Genomic DNA, 15,070 nt, shown 5'->3' on the forward strand with positions numbered 1-15,070 from the left:
GGGGGTTCATGAGACCCAGAGCGAGATCGATCCTCGCTGCCGGCGCGCTCCTGATAGGCGGAGCGAGTATCGCACCCATCGCCCAGGCGCAACCGGGAAGTTCACAAGAAACCGACCCGAACGAAGTGAAGGTCTTCCGCGCCGAGGTCACCAAGAAGCAGGTACCCCTGCTGCTGGCGGCCGGTCAGGACGGCCACGAACTCAGTGAGCAGGCGCCCGAGAAGGGCACGGCCACCGTCGAGGTCTACCTCACCGACGACCAGGCCAAGAAGCTCGAGAAGCAGGGCGTCGAGCTCACCGAGCACGACCTCTCCGCCAAGGCCGAGGCTCGCACCGAGAAGGCCGCCGAGGGCGTGTACCGCCCGTACAGCGGCAGCGGGGGACTCAAGGAGGAGATCGTCCGGACCGGGCAGGAGAACCCCGGCCTCACCAAGGTCGTCTCCATCGGCAAGACGATCAACGGCCAGGACATCCTGGCGCTCAAACTCACCAAGAACGCCAAGAAGACCAAGGACGGCACCAAGCCCTCCGTCCTCTACGTGTCCAACCAGCACGCGCGCGAGTGGATCACACCGGAGATGACCCGGCGCCTGATGCACTACTACCTGGACAACTACAAGACCGACAAGCGCGTGAAGAAGATCGTCGACTCGACCGAGCTGTGGTTCGTCCTCTCGGCCAACCCCGACGGCTACGACTACACCTTCCAGGACTCCGGCAACCGCCTGTGGCGCAAGAACCTGCGCGACATCAACGGCGACGGTGCCATCAGCACCGGCGACGGCGTCGACCTCAACCGCAACTTCACCTACAAGTGGGGCTACGACGACGAGGGTTCGTCCCCCAACCCCACCAGCGAGACCTACCGCGGCGCGTCCCCGGCCTCCGAGCCCGAGACCAAGGCGCTGGACGCCTTCGAGCGCCGTATCGGCTTCGACTACGGCATCAACTACCACTCCGCGGCCGAACTCATCCTCTACGGTGTCGGCTGGCAGGTCGCCACCGACACCCCGGACGACGTCCTCTACGAGTCCCTCGCCGGCACGCCGGACAACCCCGCGGTCCCCGGCTACCACCCGCAGGTCTCCTCGGAGCTGTACACGACGAACGGCGAAGCCGACGGGCACGCCTCGAACGTCAACGGCATAGCGATGTTCACGCCCGAGATGTCGACCTGCCAGACCGCGTCGAACCTCGACCCGAACGACCAGTGGAACGCGCGGGACTGCCAGTCGGTCTTCAACTTCCCGGACGACGAGAAGCTGATCCAGCAGGAGTTCGCCAAGAACGTCCCGTTCGCGCTCTCCGTCGCCGAGAGCGCCGCGCACCCCGACCGGCCGTCCTCCTCGGTCGGCCTGAGCGCCGCCGACTTCACCCCGGCGGCGTTCACCACGTCGTACTCCCGCGGCGCGGACCAGGAGGTCTCCGTCGTCGTACGCAAGTCCGTGCGCGACAAGGAGCTCAAGTACCGCGTCAACGGCGGCCGTACGGAGGACATGGCGCTCCGGCCCTGGAAGGGCGGCGAGACGTACGGCGGTGAGGACAACCTCTACTTCGACGAGTACCGGGCCAAGGTCGCGGACGGCGACCCGGGCGACAAGGTCGAGGTGTGGTTCACCGGCGAGACGAGGAGCGGGAAGCCCGTTTCCAGCGAGCACTTCACCTACACCTTGGCCGAACGGCCGCGCGCGGGCGTCCTCGTGGTCGCCGAGGAAGGCGCCACCGCCACGCACGCGCAGAAGTACGTCGACGCGCTCAAGGCCAACGGCCACCGGGCGATCGTCTGGGACGTCGCCACTCAGGGCGCGCCCGACGCGCTCGGCGTGCTGGGCCACTTCGACACCGTCGTCCACTACACAGGCACGAACGTCCCGGGCAACGCCACCCAACTCCAGTTGCGCGCCTACCTCAACGAGGGCGGCAAGCTGATGGAGGCGGGCGAGCAGGCCGGCGGCGCCGTCGACCTCGGCGGCGGCACCCTGTCGGACGACTTCAGCCAGTACTACCTGGGCGCCTACTCCCGTACGTCGCTCCCCGGGGCCACCGGCTTCACCGGCTCCGGCAAGTTCGGCGGGTTCATCGGAGCGCTCGGTGACGCGACCGGCAACCCGCTCGACAAGGCCGGGAGCTACAGCGTCACCTCGGACGAACTCCCTGCCGACGACTACCCGCAGTTCGCGAGCGCGGGCGCCGGTCAGTTCGCCGGGATCGTCAACCCGTACGGGCCGTACGCCGGTTCCTCCATGGCGGCCGCCGTCCACACCGACGACGCCTACAAGCGGCTGACCAGGACCGTCGACCTCACCGGGGTGAGCGCGGCGCAGAAGCCGACCTTGCGCACCCAGCTGCTGTGGGACGTCGAGCCCGGCTACGACAACGTCCTGATCGAGGCCCACACCACAGGGGCCGAGGACTGGACGACACTCCCCGAGGCGGGCGGTGCCACCAGCACCACCGTGCCCGCGGACTGCGAGGCCGGGTTCTACGCGGGCGAGCACCCCTGGCTGAACCACTACCTCACCGTGGCGACGAGCGGGTGCACCGCGAGCGGCAGCAGCGGCCAGTGGAACGCCCTCACGGGCGCCTCCGCGGGCTGGAAGCAGGTCGAGTTCGACCTGAGCGCATACGCCGGGAAGTCGGTCGAGATCTCGATCGCCTACGTCACCGACCCGAGCACCGGAGGCCATGGCGTCCTCGCCGACGAGGCCTCGCTCGTCGTCGGCGGTACGGCGACCCAGACCGAGGGCTTCGAGACGTCGCTCGGCGCCTGGAGCGTGACCGGACCGCCCGCGGGCAGCCCGGCCGTGCTCAAGGACTGGGCGCGCACCGGGGCGCTGTTCCAGACCTATGGAGCGGTCACCACCGACGACACGGTGCTGCTGGGCTTCGGCCTGGAACATGTCACCGCGGCGGCCGACCGTACGGCGCTCATCGGAAAGGCCCTCTCCTCACTTGAGGACTGACACGCCGAGGTCAACAGCGCGCAACGCGCCGTGATCAAATCGAGTGATCCGGGCTTCCGGGCCGGGCGGTCCGTACCCCTACTGGCGGGTACGGACCGCCGTGCCGTGTATGAGGCATCTGAATGTCACCACGGCGGCTTCAGAGAGGTAGGGTCGTAGGCGGTCGGGGACATCCCAAATAGAGCTCGCCGGCACCGCATGGCCGGCGTACCAACGAGGAGATCGGTTCGTGACGATCCGCGTAGGCATCAACGGCTTCGGTCGTATCGGTCGCAACTACTTCCGCGCGCTGCTGGAGCAGGGTGCTGACATCGAGATCGTGGCTGTCAACGACCTGGGTGACACTGCGACCACCGCTCACCTGCTGAAGTACGACACGATTCTGGGCCGCCTCAAGCAGGAGGTCACCCACACCGCCGACACGATCACCGTCGACGGCCACACCATCAAGGTCCTGTCCGAGCGCAACCCCGCCGACATCCCGTGGGGCGAGCTGGGCGTCGACATCGTCATCGAGTCGACCGGCATCTTCACCAAGAAGGCCGACGCCGAGAAGCACATCGCCGGCGGCGCCAAGAAGGTCCTCATCTCGGCTCCGGCCAAGGACGAGGACATCACCATCGTGATGGGTGTCAACGAGAGCAAGTACGACCCGGCGAACCACCACGTCATCTCGAACGCCTCCTGCACCACCAACTGTGTGGCGCCGATGGCCAAGGTTCTCGACGAGAACTTCGGCATCGTCAAGGGTCTGATGACCACGGTCCACGCCTACACGAACGACCAGCGCATCCTGGACTTCCCGCACTCCGACCTGCGCCGCGCCCGCGCCGCCGCGGAGAACATCATCCCGACCACGACCGGTGCCGCCAAGGCCACCGCCCTGGTCCTCCCGCAGCTCAAGGGCAAGCTCGACGGCATCGCGATGCGCGTCCCGGTCCCGACCGGCTCGGCCACCGACCTGGTCGTGGAGCTGGAGCGCGAGGTCACCAAGGACGAGGTCAACGCCGCGTTCAAGAAGGCCTCCGAGGGCGAGCTGCAGGGCTACCTGTCCTACACGGAGGACCCGATCGTCTCCTCCGACATCGTCAGCGACCCGGCCTCCTGCACCTTCGACTCCTCCCTGACCATGGTCCAGGAGGGCAAGTCGGTGAAGATCCTCGGCTGGTACGACAACGAGTGGGGTTACTCCAACCGCCTCGTCGACCTCACGGTCTTCGTCGGCAACCAGCTCTGATATCCAGAGCAGGCACATTGATGTGAAAGCAGGGCTCGGGCGGCGCAGGGACGCGCCGTCCGAGCCCTGACTCACGTGCAGATCAGACCTGTTGGATCACGAGCGTTTCCGAGCGATCACGAGCCCTTCTCAGGAGCCCCCTTCATGAAGACGATCGACGAACTTCTCTCCGAAGGCGTCGCCGGCAAGCGGGTCTTCGTCCGCGCCGACCTGAACGTGCCGCTGGACGGCACCACGATCACCGACGACGGCCGTATCCGCGCCGTCCTGCCCACCGTCAAGGCGCTGGCGGAGGCGGGTGCCCGCGTGGTCGTCGCCTCCCACCTGGGCCGCCCCAAGGGCGCCCCGGACCCGGCCTTCTCCCTCGCGCCCGCCGCCGCGCGCCTGGGTGAACTCCTCGGCGCCGACGTGGCGTTCGCGACCGACACGGTCGGCGAGTCCGCCCAGGCCACCGTGGCGGGCCTCGCCGACGGCCAGGTCGCGGTCGTCGAGAACCTCCGCTTCAACGCCGGTGAGACGAGCAAGGACGACGCCGAGCGTGGCGCGTTCGCCGACCAGCTCGCCGCCCTCGTCGACGTCTACGTCGGTGACGGCTTCGGCGCGGTGCACCGGGGGCACGCGTCCGTGTTCGACCTCCCGGCCCGCCTGCCGCACTACGCCGGCCACCTCATCGCCACCGAGGTCGCCGTCCTGAAGAAGCTCACTGATGACGTCAAGCGGCCCTACGTCGTCGCGCTCGGCGGCGCCAAGGTCTCCGACAAGCTCGCCGTCATCGACCAGCTGCTCGCCAAGGCCGACCGGCTGCTCATCGGCGGCGGCATGGCGTACACCTTCCTCAAGGCCAAGGGCTACGAGGTCGGCATCTCCCTGCTCCAGGCGGACCAGATCCCGGCCGTCACCGAGTACATGGAGCGCGCCGAGAAGAACGGCGTCGAGATCGTCCTGCCGGTCGACGTCCTGGTCTCCACCGAGTTCCCGGACCTGAAGACCAAGGCCCCGGCCAACCCCACGACCGTCGCCGCGGACGCCATCCCCGCCGACCAGGAGGGCCTGGACATCGGTCCGGAGACCCGCAAGCTGTACGCCTCGAAGCTCGCCGACGCCGCCACCGTCTTCTGGAACGGCCCCATGGGCGTCTTCGAGCACCCCGACTACGCCGAGGGCACCAAGGCGGTCGCCCAGGCCCTCGTCGAGTCCAAGGGCTTCACCGTCGTCGGCGGCGGCGACTCCGCCGCGGCCGTGCGCACCCTGGGCTTCGACGAGAACGCATTCGGCCACATCTCGACCGGTGGCGGCGCCTCCCTCGAATACCTCGAGGGCAAGACGCTCCCCGGCCTCGCCGCACTGGAGGACTGACCTACATGAGCACGCGCACGCCGCTGATGGCGGGCAACTGGAAGATGAACCTCAACCACCTCGAGGCCATCGCCCACGTCCAGAAGCTCGCCTTCGCCCTGGCCGACAAGGACTACGAGGCCGTCGAGGTCGCCGTCCTGCCGCCCTTCACCGACCTGCGCTCCGTGCAGACCCTGGTCGACGGCGACAAGCTGAAGATCAAGTACGGCGCCCAGGACATCTCGGCCCAGGACTCCGGCGCCTACACCGGCGAGATCTCCGGCTCGATGCTGGCCAAGCTGAAGTGCACGTACGTGGCGATCGGCCACTCCGAGCGCCGCCAGTACCACGCCGAGACCGACGAGATCGTCAACGCCAAGGTCAAGGCCGCCTACAAGCACGGCCTCACCCCGATCATGTGCGTCGGCGAGGAGCTGGAGGTCCGCGAGGCCGGCAACGCCGTCCCGCACACCCTCGCCCAGGTCGAGGGCGGTCTGAAGGACCTCCCGGCCGAGCAGGCCGAGACCATCGTCATCGCCTACGAGCCCGTCTGGGCCATCGGCACCGGCAAGGTCTGCGGCGCCGAGGACGCCCAGGAGGTCTGCGCCGCCATCCGCGGCAAGCTCGCCGACCTGTACACGCAGGAGCTGGCCGACAAGGTCCGCATCCAGTACGGCGGCTCCGTGAAGTCCGGCAACGTCGCCGAGATCATGGCGCAGGCCGACATCGACGGTGCCCTGGTCGGCGGCGCCTCGCTGGACGCCGACGAGTTCGTCAAGATCGTGCGGTTCCGCGACCAGTGAGTATGCGGTAACGGCGATTCGTCGTACCCTTGCGGGGGTCGGGGCTTGAAAGGTGAGCATGAGGCTCACGAAAAGGGCTTCGACCCCCGTCGTCATCCGAATCCGAGGAAGTTGGTCCAGCCGTGGTTTTGGGGTTCTCGATCGCCCTGATCGTCTTCAGCCTGCTGATGATGCTGCTGGTGCTGATGCACAAGGGCAAGGGCGGCGGCCTCTCCGACATGTTCGGTGGCGGCATGCAGTCGTCCGTCGGCGGCTCCTCGGTCGCCGAGCGCAACCTCGACCGGATCACCATCGTGGTCGGTCTCCTGTGGTTCGCGTGCATTGTCGTGCTCGGCATCCTGATGAAGATGAACAACTGACCGGCACGCACATTCCGTACGTAAGGCCCCATGTTCGGTACGCGCAGCTGAGCGCGGCCTATCATGGGGCTTGCGTCTTGGTGTGGGGGCTATGTAACTCCAATCACTGGACGCGCGTTGGGCCTTACGTAGACTGAGGCGCTCGCAGCGAAGCGAAACGCCGACTCGCTTCGCGGCACCATCACGCAGGGAGTTACGACCGTGGCAAGTGGCAACGCGATCCGAGGAAGCCGGGTCGGGGCGGGGCCGATGGGCGAGGCCGAGCGGGGCGAGTCCGCGCCCCGGCTGCGCATCTCCTTCTGGTGCTCCAACGGGCATGAGACGCAGCCCAGCTTCGCCAGCGACGCGCAGGTTCCCGAAACCTGGGACTGCCCGCGCTGCGGCTTTCCCGCCGGACAGGACCGGGACAACCCGCCGGACCCGCCGCGCACCGAGCCCTACAAGACGCACCTGGCGTATGTACGGGAGCGGCGCAGCGACGCGGACGGCGAGGCGATCCTCGCCGAGGCGCTCGCCAAACTGCGGGGCGAGATCTAGGAGTTGAGGACCGGCCGGGCACCTACGGGGTGCCTGGCCGGACCTGTATGAAGCTCCGGCGGACTCCCGCTCCGAGGCCGATTGTCAGTGGCGCCCTCTACGGTTTGTGTATCGATCTTCCGCATCGATGGACCGAGGGGGAGTTGTGGCGACGGCTGAGACAGCGGGTGCGCTTGCGCCCGCGTGGCGCGGCGGGTTCGGGCGGTTGTGGACCGCTGCCGTGGTCTCGCGGTTCGGAGACGCGCTGCGTACGACCGCGCTGCCCCTGCTCGCCGTGCAGCTCACGGACGATCCCCTGGTCATCGCCTCGGTCACCGCCTGCGGCTATGTCCCCTGGCTGCTCTTCGGGCTGCTCGGCGGGGCCGTCGCGGACCGGGTGGACCAGCGGCGCGCGATGTGGGCGGTCGATCTCGTACGAGGGCTGCTCGTCACCGGGTTCGCGCTCGCCGTCGGACTCGGACACGCGTCGATCCCGTTGCTGCTGGTGCTCGCCTTCTCCCTGACGACACTCCAGACGCTGTTCGACAACGCGGCCACGGCCCTTCTGCCCTCCCTGGTGGACCGCGAGGCCCTGGGCGGTGCCAACGCCCGGCTGATGACAGGCCAGCAACTCGCGGGTGGACTGCTGGCGGGCCCTTTCGTGCCACTGCTGCTGACGGTCGGCGCCGCGATGCCCTTCGTGGCCGACGCGAGTACCTATCTGCTGGCCGCTGTCCTGGTGGCGTCCCTGCGCATACGACCGCCCGAGCGGAAACCACGCCCGGCGGGCAGCACGCTGCGCGCCGAGATCGGCGACGGGTTGCGCACACTCTGGCGCGATCGGGCGCTGCGGGCGGTCTGCGTGGCCACGCTGCTGTGCAACATCGGTATGGGCGCCCTGATCGCCACGCTGGTACTGCATGTGACGCGTTGGCTGCAAGGGGGCCACGCGGCGTACGCGGCGGCGATGACCGCCTACGCGGCCGGCAGCCTGGTCGGCGGCTTCGTGGCCCAGCGGATCGCGCGCAGGACCGGACGGGTGCGGGCACTGCTGCTGGCCGGGACCGTCCAGACGTCGTCGCTGCTGCTCGCGGGCACCGTCCGCCACCTGGCGGCCCTCCTGGTGGCCATGGCGTTGCTCGGCGCCATGGCCATGGTGTGGAACGTCAACCAGGTCACGCTCATGCAGCAGCGCAGCCCCGAGTCCATGGTGGGCCGCATCGCCTCGGCCTTTCGTACGGCCTCGACGTCCGGCGCCCCGATCGGGGCCCTGCTCGGCGGTGCCGTGGCGGGGACGTTCGGGCTGAACGGACCGGCGCTGCTGGCCGCCGTACTCTTCGCCCTCGCCGTCACCTCGTTGATACCGGCGCGCAAGCCGGACGTACCTGTTGTTGCGCCGGACGACGACGCCACGACGGCTCACGCCTCGCGCTGATCAATTAGGTTGGAACCGCTGGGACAGGCACGAAAGAAGGCTGAAGTCGGACATGAACGCAGACGGCCGTACCAGGCTCAACCAGACGCCCGAGTGGACCGCGCTGGCCAAGCACCGCGAGGAGCTCGGCGAGGTGCGGCTGCGGGAGCTGTTCGCCGCCGATCCGGGGCGCGGCACGGGGTACACGCTGCAGGTCGGTGACCTGCACATCGACTACTCCAAGCACCTCGTCACCGACGAGACCCTGCGGCTGCTGCGCGAGCTGGCCGTCGCGATGGACGTGTTCGGGCTGCGCGACGCCATGTTCCGCGGCGAGAAGATCAACACCACCGAGGACCGCGCCGTTCTGCACACCGCGCTGCGCGCGCCGCGTGACGCGGTGATCGAGGTCGACGGGGAGAACGTCGTCCCGGGTGTGCACGCCGTCCTGGACAAGATGGCCGACTTCGCCGAGCGGGTCCGCTCCGGCGTCTGGACCGGCCACACCGGCAAGCGCATCAAGAACGTCGTCAACATCGGCATCGGCGGCTCCGACCTCGGCCCGGCGATGGCGTACGAGGTTCTGCGCAGCTACACCGACCGCGGCCTCATCGTCCGCTTCGTGTCGAACGTCGACGGCGCCGACCTGCACGAGGCGATCCGCGACCTGGACGCGGCCGAGACGCTGTTCATCATCGCGTCCAAGACGTTCACCACGATCGAGACGATCACCAACGCCACCTCGGCCCGCAACTGGCTGCTGGGTGAGCTGCAGGCAGGGCAGGAGGCCGTCGCCAAGCACTTCGTCGCGCTGTCGACGAATGCCGAGAAGGTCGCCGACTTCGGTATCGACACGGCCAACATGTTCGAGTTCTGGGACTGGGTCGGCGGGCGTTACTCGTACGACTCGGCCATCGGGCTCTCGCTCATGGTCGCCATCGGTCCGGACCGCTTCCGCGAGATGCTCGACGGCTTCCGGATCGTCGACGAGCACTTCCGCACCGCGCCCGCCGAGTCCAACGTGCCGCTGCTGCTCGGCCTGTTGGGCATCTGGTACGGCAACTTCCACGACGCCCAGTCGCACGCCGTGCTGCCGTACAGCCACTACCTGTCCAAGTTCACGGCCTATCTGCAGCAGCTGGACATGGAGTCCAACGGCAAGTACGTCGGCCGGGACGGGCGGGAGGTCGACTGGCAGACCGGGCCGGTCGTGTGGGGCACGCCGGGCACCAACGGGCAGCACGCGTACTACCAGCTGATCCACCAGGGCACCAAGCTGATCCCGGCGGACTTCATCGGCTTCGCCGAGCCGGTCGCCGAGATGAGTGACGAACTCAAGGCACAGCACGACCTGTTGATGGCGAACTTCTTCGCGCAGACGCAGGCGCTGGCCTTCGGCAAGACGCCGGACGAGGTGCGTGCGGAGGGGGTGCCCGAGGAGCTGGTGACCCACAAGACGTTCAAGGGCGACCATCCGACGACCACGATCCTCGCGCGCGAGCTGACCCCGTCCGTGCTGGGTCAGCTGATCGCGCTGTACGAGCACAAGGTGTTCGTGCAGGGGGCGGTGTGGAACATCGACTCCTTCGACCAGTGGGGAGTGGAGCTCGGCAAGGTTCTCGCCAAGCGTGTCGAGCCCGCGCTGACCGGCGGCGCCGACGTGCCGGGTCTGGACGCGTCGACGAAGGCGCTCGTCGCCAAGTATCGGGAGCTGCGCGGCCGGCAGTGATCGCGGATACGGAAAGCGGGCGGCACGCGGTCGTCCGCTTCCCGTAGACTCCCTCGTCGATCAAGAGCGCGATCACTCGGGGGAGTGCAAGTTGACAAATTCATACGGGAGTTGGACCGGCGGCACGCTGACCGCCCGTTCGTTCCTGAAGCCCCATCACGTGGCGCGGGCGGTGTTCCACCCGACCTGGATCCCGGGCTCACTGGATCCCTCGGTGGACGCGCTCAAGAAGGCGCGCGTCATCGCGGGCGCGGTCGCGGCGTTCGGGGTCTACACCTTCGTCGAGGGTGGTTTCGCCTTCGACGAGATGCTGGACAACGCGGCGACCGCCTGTGTCGTCCTGCTGTTCATCACACCGCTCACGGTCGGCGTGATGCTTCACATCTGGCGGCGGTCCGGCGCGGGCACAGTGGGGCAGTTGCGGGAGCCGCTCGTCAGGTCGCTGAAGTTGCTGCTGCTGTTCATCGGCTCGGCGCTCGGTACGGTGCTGATCTTCCGGATGGGCAACGCCCTGGGGACCCTCGGGGGCATGTTGTTCAGTCTCCTCGGGCTCTGGATGGGCTTCTTCGTGATCGCCGGCGCGTACCGGATCTCGGGGAACTTCTTCGGTACCGCCGCCGTGCACCGCTGTCTGCCGCCACTGCTCGCCACGGTGACGACCTGGCTCATGGCCATCTCCGATCTCATCACCGGCGACCTGCACGGCCTCGGCCTCGCGATGGGCGTCGTCTTCATCCTGGGCGCCCCCGTGACGGTCACGGGCATCGCCCTGCTGGAGATGGGCCGGCTCAGGAGCCGGTACGGCATCCGGCTGGCGGCCCATCCGGCCACCCTGCCGCCCACTCCGACACCGGCCCCGCCGCCACCGTCGTACGCGCCGAACGGTTTCGTGCCGTCCCAGGGCAACCCGTACGGCCCGCCGAGCGGGAACCCCTACGCACCGCCGGCCGGAAACCCCTACGGCACGCCCCCGCAGGGCAACCCGTACGCACCGGGCCCGCAGCTGCCGTACAACCCGCCGCCCCCGTACAACCCGCGGTAGCCTCGCAGGTCAGGCGGCTGCGCTCAGTGTGTCCGCGAGCCGGCGGCGGGCCGCGCGGGAGGCCGGGACGGTGGCGAGGGCGGCCGCGCCCGTGACCGCCGCCGCGCCGAACAGCAGCAGGAGAGCGACGGACGGGCCCTGGGCGATCCCGGCGCCGATGCCGCTCGATCTGCCCTGGGCGTCGATCAGCCAGTGCGCGAGGGGTGCGCCCAGCGCCGTGCCGATGGCGACCGCGGCCAGGGCGGTGCAGGCGGTGGACGTGACGGTGATCGCGGTGATCTGCCGTGGGGACAGGCCGATGGCCTTGAGGGCCAGCAGGTCGCGTTCGCTCTCGCGGACGGTGCCGCCGATCGCGGTCAGCAGTTCGATGAGCCCGATGAGGGCCAGTACGGCGATCAGGCCCACGACGACTCCGCGCAGGGGGGAGAGGCCGTCGGCGGGGTTCGGTACGGCGTGTACGTCCAGGCGTCCGTGCCCGGCGGCGGTCAGGCGGTCGGCCACCTCGTACGGTTCGGCGCCCGGTCGGAGCCGTAGCTCGTAGAGGGTGGGGCCCAGGTCCGGGTCGTTCTCGCGGAGGGTGTCGAGGGAGGTGGAGATGACCCGGCCGGCGTTCTCGGGCTCGATGCTGCGGCCCACGATGTGCAGGATCTGCGGCTGGTCGCCGACGGTCATCCGGACCCAGTCGCCGACGTTCACGTCCAGCAGGTCGAGCAGGCCCTGTCCGGCCACGGCCTCGTCGCGGCCCTGCGCGGCACGGCCCTCGGCCAGGGTGTACGGGTAGGGGTCCTCGCGGGTGCCGAGGCCGCGCAGGGCGATCGTGGCCGTCTGGCCCGGGACCAGGGCGGCCACCTCGACGCCCGGGTAGGCGGCGGCGACCTGCGGGTCGCGTTCCAGCAGCGTGCGGGCGTCCCGGTCGGGCAGGCCGGAGTCGGCGTGGACGGTGAGGGCGGTCGGCAGGCCGATCCGGTCGGGCCTGCTGTCGAAGCGGTCGATGGTGGTCCAGGCGCTCATCGCGACCACGATCAGCAGCAGCGGCAGCGCGAGCCGGGCCACCGTGGCCAGCGACCGCAGTCGGCGCGTGAACGCCCGGTGCCAGCCCAGCACCAGCGCGGGCGGCAGCCGCAGCCCGAGGGCCTGCCGGGCCAGGCCGGAAAGCCGCCCGCCGAGCGGAGCCGCGGGCCGCGGCACCGGCACCGGGGGCACACGCCCCGCCCGCCACGCCGCGAGCCCCGTGGTCGCACCGATGAACAGCACCGCCCCCACGGGCACCACGAACAGCGCCACGCTGTGCCCGGGCAGCCCCTGCCACACGCCGACCGCGTCCCCGAGCCGCCCCGGGACATGGCTGCCCACGGCCTGGATGAGGGCCGCCGCGGCCACGGCACCCAGCAGCGCGTAGGCGAGGTGCTGGAGCAGGAAGACGCGGACCACCTGCCCAGGCGTGAAGCCGATCGCCTTCAGCACGGAGATGTCCCGCAGATGTCCGCGGATACGGGTGCCGATCGCCCCGTGCACGGCGAGCCCGGCGGCGACCAGGGCACCCAGCCCGAACAGGCCCAGCACCTGCCCGAGCAGCCGGTTGTCGCCCTGTGCCTCGGCCCGCGCCTGCTTCCAGGTGGAGACCTCGCCGACCGCGCCCGCGCCCAGCACGGTCACGGCGCGCTGTACGGCGTAGTCCGTGTCGTCGGGGTCCGCCAGGCGCAGCCCGATCACCTGGCCGCCGGGATCGCGCACGGCGGCCGGCGGCGCCCAGACCAGGCCCGGCTGCTCGCCCGGCCGGTAGCGCGGCTCGGCGCTGTCGGCGATGCCGAGGACGGTCAGGGTCCGGCTGGTGCCGGGCAGGGTGAGCGTGTCGCCGGGGGCGGCCAGGAGGGCGCGGGCCAGGCGGCTCTCCAGGACGACGCCGTCGGGGTTCGCCGGGTCCAGCCAGTGGCCCGAGGTGAGGAGCGGGCGGTCGACAGCGGGGCGCTCGGGGGTGCCGCGCAGTTCGACGGAGGCGCGGGTGCCGCGGGAGGCCAGGGTGGTGGAGGCGGTCGGATAGGGGCCCGCGACGGAGTCGACGCCGTCGAGCTCGGCCAGTTTCCCGGTGTCGGCCGAGGTTCCGGTGTGCAGCCAGACGTGTGCGCCGTGCGCTTGGGTGAAGACGCGCTGCCAGGGGTTGGTGGCGTAGCCGAACAGCGCCGTGGCCAGCAACAGCGAGACGACGATCCCGGCCGTGGCCAGCACGAGGAACAGCGCCTCGCCGCGGTGCGTGCGCAGATCGGAGTGCGCCCAGCGCAGGGTGGCCCGCATCTCAGTCCCTGAGCTCCAGCACACCCGATATCCCGCTCCGGCGCGGCGGCGTGCCGCCGTCCAGCTCGGCGTCGTCGGCGATCCGTCCGTCGAAGAAGCTGATCACCCGGTCCGCCGCGCTCGCCAGCCGGGCGTCATGCGTGACCAGCACGATCGCCTGGCCGCGCTGGTGGAAGCGGGACAGCAGCCGCATCACCTCGCGGGTGCCCTTGCTGTCCAGGCTGCCGGCGGGTTCGTCGGCCAGCAGGAGAGGGGGACGGTTGACCAGCGCGCGGGCCAGTGCGACGCGCTGCTGTTCGCCGCCGGACAGCTCGCCCGGCATGCTCCGCTCCTTGCCCGCGAGGCCCAGCTCGCCCAGCAGCTCCGCCCGCTCGGCGCGGGCCCGCTTCGGCGGGACGCCGGCCAGCAGCGCGGGCAGCTCGACGTTGTCGGCGACGGACAGGTCGGAGACCAGGTTGAAGAACTGGAAGACGATCCCGATGCGCTTCCTGCGCTCCACCGCCCAGCGGGCCTCGCTCCACGCGTCGGCGCACTCGCCGTCCAGCCAGATGCCGCCGCTGTCGGGCCGCTGCAGTCCGCCGAGCAGATGCAGCAAAGTCGACTTACCGGCACCGGACGGACCGGTGACGGCCACGAACTCGCCCGGCCGGACGGCAAGATCAACCCCCCGCACGGCATGCGCCGGAGCACCCTCGCCGTAATGCGTCTTGACCAGGCCCTCGGCGCGCAGCAGAGGGCTCCCGGTACGCGGCGCAGAGGTCTCCGCGCCCAGCGCAGGAGTGGAATCGTCGCTCACTCCAGCTCCTCCAGCTCTTCCTGGCACCGCTCGAGCCAGTCGAGGTCGGCCTGCAGATGCAGCATCGCGCCCTCGATCAGCAGATGGGCGATGCGGTTGTCCCGGTCCTCGGCGGCGGCCAGCTTCGACAGTTGACGCATGGTGTTCAGGTACTGGCGCCGCTGCTTGTTGATGAGAGCGATCTGGTCGGCGAGACCCGTCTGCGGGGCGACCGCCAGTTTCATGAAGAACTCGTCCCGCACCCGTGGCTCGTCCTCGGGCTCCTCGAACCAGGCGCGCAGCGCCTCACGCCCGGCGTCGGTGAGGTGGTAGACCTTCTTGTTGGGCCGGCTCGACTGCTCGACGTCCTCGCCCTCTATCAGCCCCGATTTCTCGAGACGGCCGAGGGTCACATAGATCTGGCCGACGTTCGGCTGAGGGTACGCGGAGCCCAGCAGTTGCTCAAGGTCCTGCTTCAGCTCGTAGCCGTGCGCCGGGCCGCGCGCCAGCAGGGCCAGGAGGGGCAGCCGCACTCGTGCTCTCCTCCTCGCATCTGGTTAATGTGCTGCGAGGCCTAGTATCGCGCATACCTAACAGGTATACAT

At 69.7% G+C, this 15,070-nt stretch carries 12 protein-coding genes; 9 read left to right on the plus strand and 3 right to left on the minus strand.

Annotated features, from left to right (window positions below):
* The first annotated feature begins 8 nt into the window (after nucleotides 1-8).
* From QQM39_RS34810 to QQM39_RS34850, 9 genes are all read left to right on the plus strand, one after another.
* Nucleotides 9-2,963, plus strand: a complete 2,955-nt coding sequence (locus tag QQM39_RS34810) for a M14 family metallopeptidase (protein ID WP_302001539.1) — start codon at nucleotides 9-11, stop codon at nucleotides 2,961-2,963.
* 229 nt (nucleotides 2,964-3,192) lie between these two features.
* Nucleotides 3,193-4,200, plus strand: coding sequence for a type I glyceraldehyde-3-phosphate dehydrogenase (gene gap / locus QQM39_RS34815; protein ID WP_302001540.1), 1,008 nt, complete (start codon nucleotides 3,193-3,195; stop codon nucleotides 4,198-4,200).
* A gap of 144 nt (nucleotides 4,201-4,344) precedes the next feature.
* On the plus strand, nucleotides 4,345-5,556 hold the full coding sequence (pgk, locus tag QQM39_RS34820; protein ID WP_302001541.1) for a phosphoglycerate kinase: 1,212 nt from the start codon (nucleotides 4,345-4,347) through the stop codon (nucleotides 5,554-5,556).
* A gap of 5 nt (nucleotides 5,557-5,561) precedes the next feature.
* The gene (gene tpiA, locus QQM39_RS34825) at nucleotides 5,562-6,338 is read left to right on the plus strand and encodes a triose-phosphate isomerase (RefSeq protein ID WP_302001542.1); all 777 of its coding nucleotides are present in this window, start codon (nucleotides 5,562-5,564) and stop codon (nucleotides 6,336-6,338) included.
* Nucleotides 6,339-6,460: 122 nt separating this feature from the next.
* Nucleotides 6,461-6,697 carry a preprotein translocase subunit SecG gene (gene secG / locus QQM39_RS34830; protein ID WP_302001543.1) on the plus strand — a complete coding sequence of 79 codons (237 nt, stop codon included), beginning with the start codon at nucleotides 6,461-6,463 and terminating at the stop codon, nucleotides 6,695-6,697.
* Nucleotides 6,698-6,898: 201 nt separating this feature from the next.
* On the plus strand, nucleotides 6,899-7,234 hold the full coding sequence (locus QQM39_RS34835) for an RNA polymerase-binding protein RbpA (RefSeq protein ID WP_003976875.1): 336 nt from the start codon (nucleotides 6,899-6,901) through the stop codon (nucleotides 7,232-7,234).
* 220 nt (nucleotides 7,235-7,454) lie between these two features.
* A complete protein-coding gene (locus QQM39_RS34840; RefSeq protein ID WP_302003837.1) occupies nucleotides 7,455-8,648 on the plus strand; it encodes an MFS transporter in 1,194 nt (397 codons plus the stop codon).
* Nucleotides 8,649-8,700: 52 nt separating this feature from the next.
* Nucleotides 8,701-10,356 (plus strand): glucose-6-phosphate isomerase, encoded by a 1,656-nt coding sequence (gene pgi, locus QQM39_RS34845; RefSeq protein ID WP_302001549.1) that lies wholly within the window; start codon nucleotides 8,701-8,703, stop codon nucleotides 10,354-10,356.
* Between the two features lie 91 nt (nucleotides 10,357-10,447).
* The gene (locus tag QQM39_RS34850; RefSeq protein WP_302001550.1) at nucleotides 10,448-11,398 is read left to right on the plus strand and encodes a proline-rich domain-containing protein; all 951 of its coding nucleotides are present in this window, start codon (nucleotides 10,448-10,450) and stop codon (nucleotides 11,396-11,398) included.
* Nucleotides 11,399-11,407: 9 nt separating this feature from the next.
* Here the strand turns inward: QQM39_RS34850 and QQM39_RS34855 are convergent, their stop codons facing one another.
* The 3 genes from QQM39_RS34855 to QQM39_RS34865 are packed head-to-tail and all read right to left on the minus strand — an operon-like array spanning nucleotide 11,408 to nucleotide 14,998.
* Entirely contained in the window at nucleotides 11,408-13,690 is a 2,283-nt protein-coding gene (locus QQM39_RS34855; RefSeq protein WP_302001551.1) for an FtsX-like permease family protein, read from the minus strand.
* 1 nt (nucleotide 13,691) lies between these two features.
* Nucleotides 13,692-14,486, minus strand: coding sequence for an ABC transporter ATP-binding protein (locus QQM39_RS34860; protein ID WP_302001552.1), 795 nt, complete (start codon nucleotides 14,484-14,486; stop codon nucleotides 13,692-13,694).
* On the minus strand, nucleotides 14,483-14,998 hold the full coding sequence (locus tag QQM39_RS34865; protein WP_062719185.1) for a PadR family transcriptional regulator: 516 nt from the start codon (nucleotides 14,996-14,998) through the stop codon (nucleotides 14,483-14,485). The genes QQM39_RS34860 and QQM39_RS34865 overlap by 4 nt, the downstream gene beginning before the upstream one ends.
* Nucleotides 14,999-15,070: the final 72 nt, after the last annotated feature.

It is taken from the genome of Streptomyces sp. DT2A-34 (assembly GCF_030499515.1).
Classification (GTDB): Bacteria; Actinomycetota; Actinomycetes; order Streptomycetales; family Streptomycetaceae; genus Streptomyces.

Bases quoted from the DNA above. Each gene is read 5' to 3' on its own strand.
- pgk (WP_302001541.1), top strand. From the start codon at position 4,345: ATGAAGACGATCGACGAACTTCTCTCCGAAGGCGTCGCCGGCAAGCGG.
- pgi (WP_302001549.1), top strand. From the start codon at position 8,701: ATGAACGCAGACGGCCGTACCAGGCTCAACCAGACGCCCGAGTGGACC.
- QQM39_RS34810 (WP_302001539.1), top strand. From the start codon at position 9: ATGAGACCCAGAGCGAGATCGATCCTCGCTGCCGGCGCGCTCCTGATA.
- tpiA (WP_302001542.1), top strand. From the start codon at position 5,562: ATGAGCACGCGCACGCCGCTGATGGCGGGCAACTGGAAGATGAACCTC.
- QQM39_RS34855 (WP_302001551.1), bottom strand. From the start codon at position 13,690: ATGCGGGCCACCCTGCGCTGGGCGCACTCCGATCTGCGCACGCACCGC.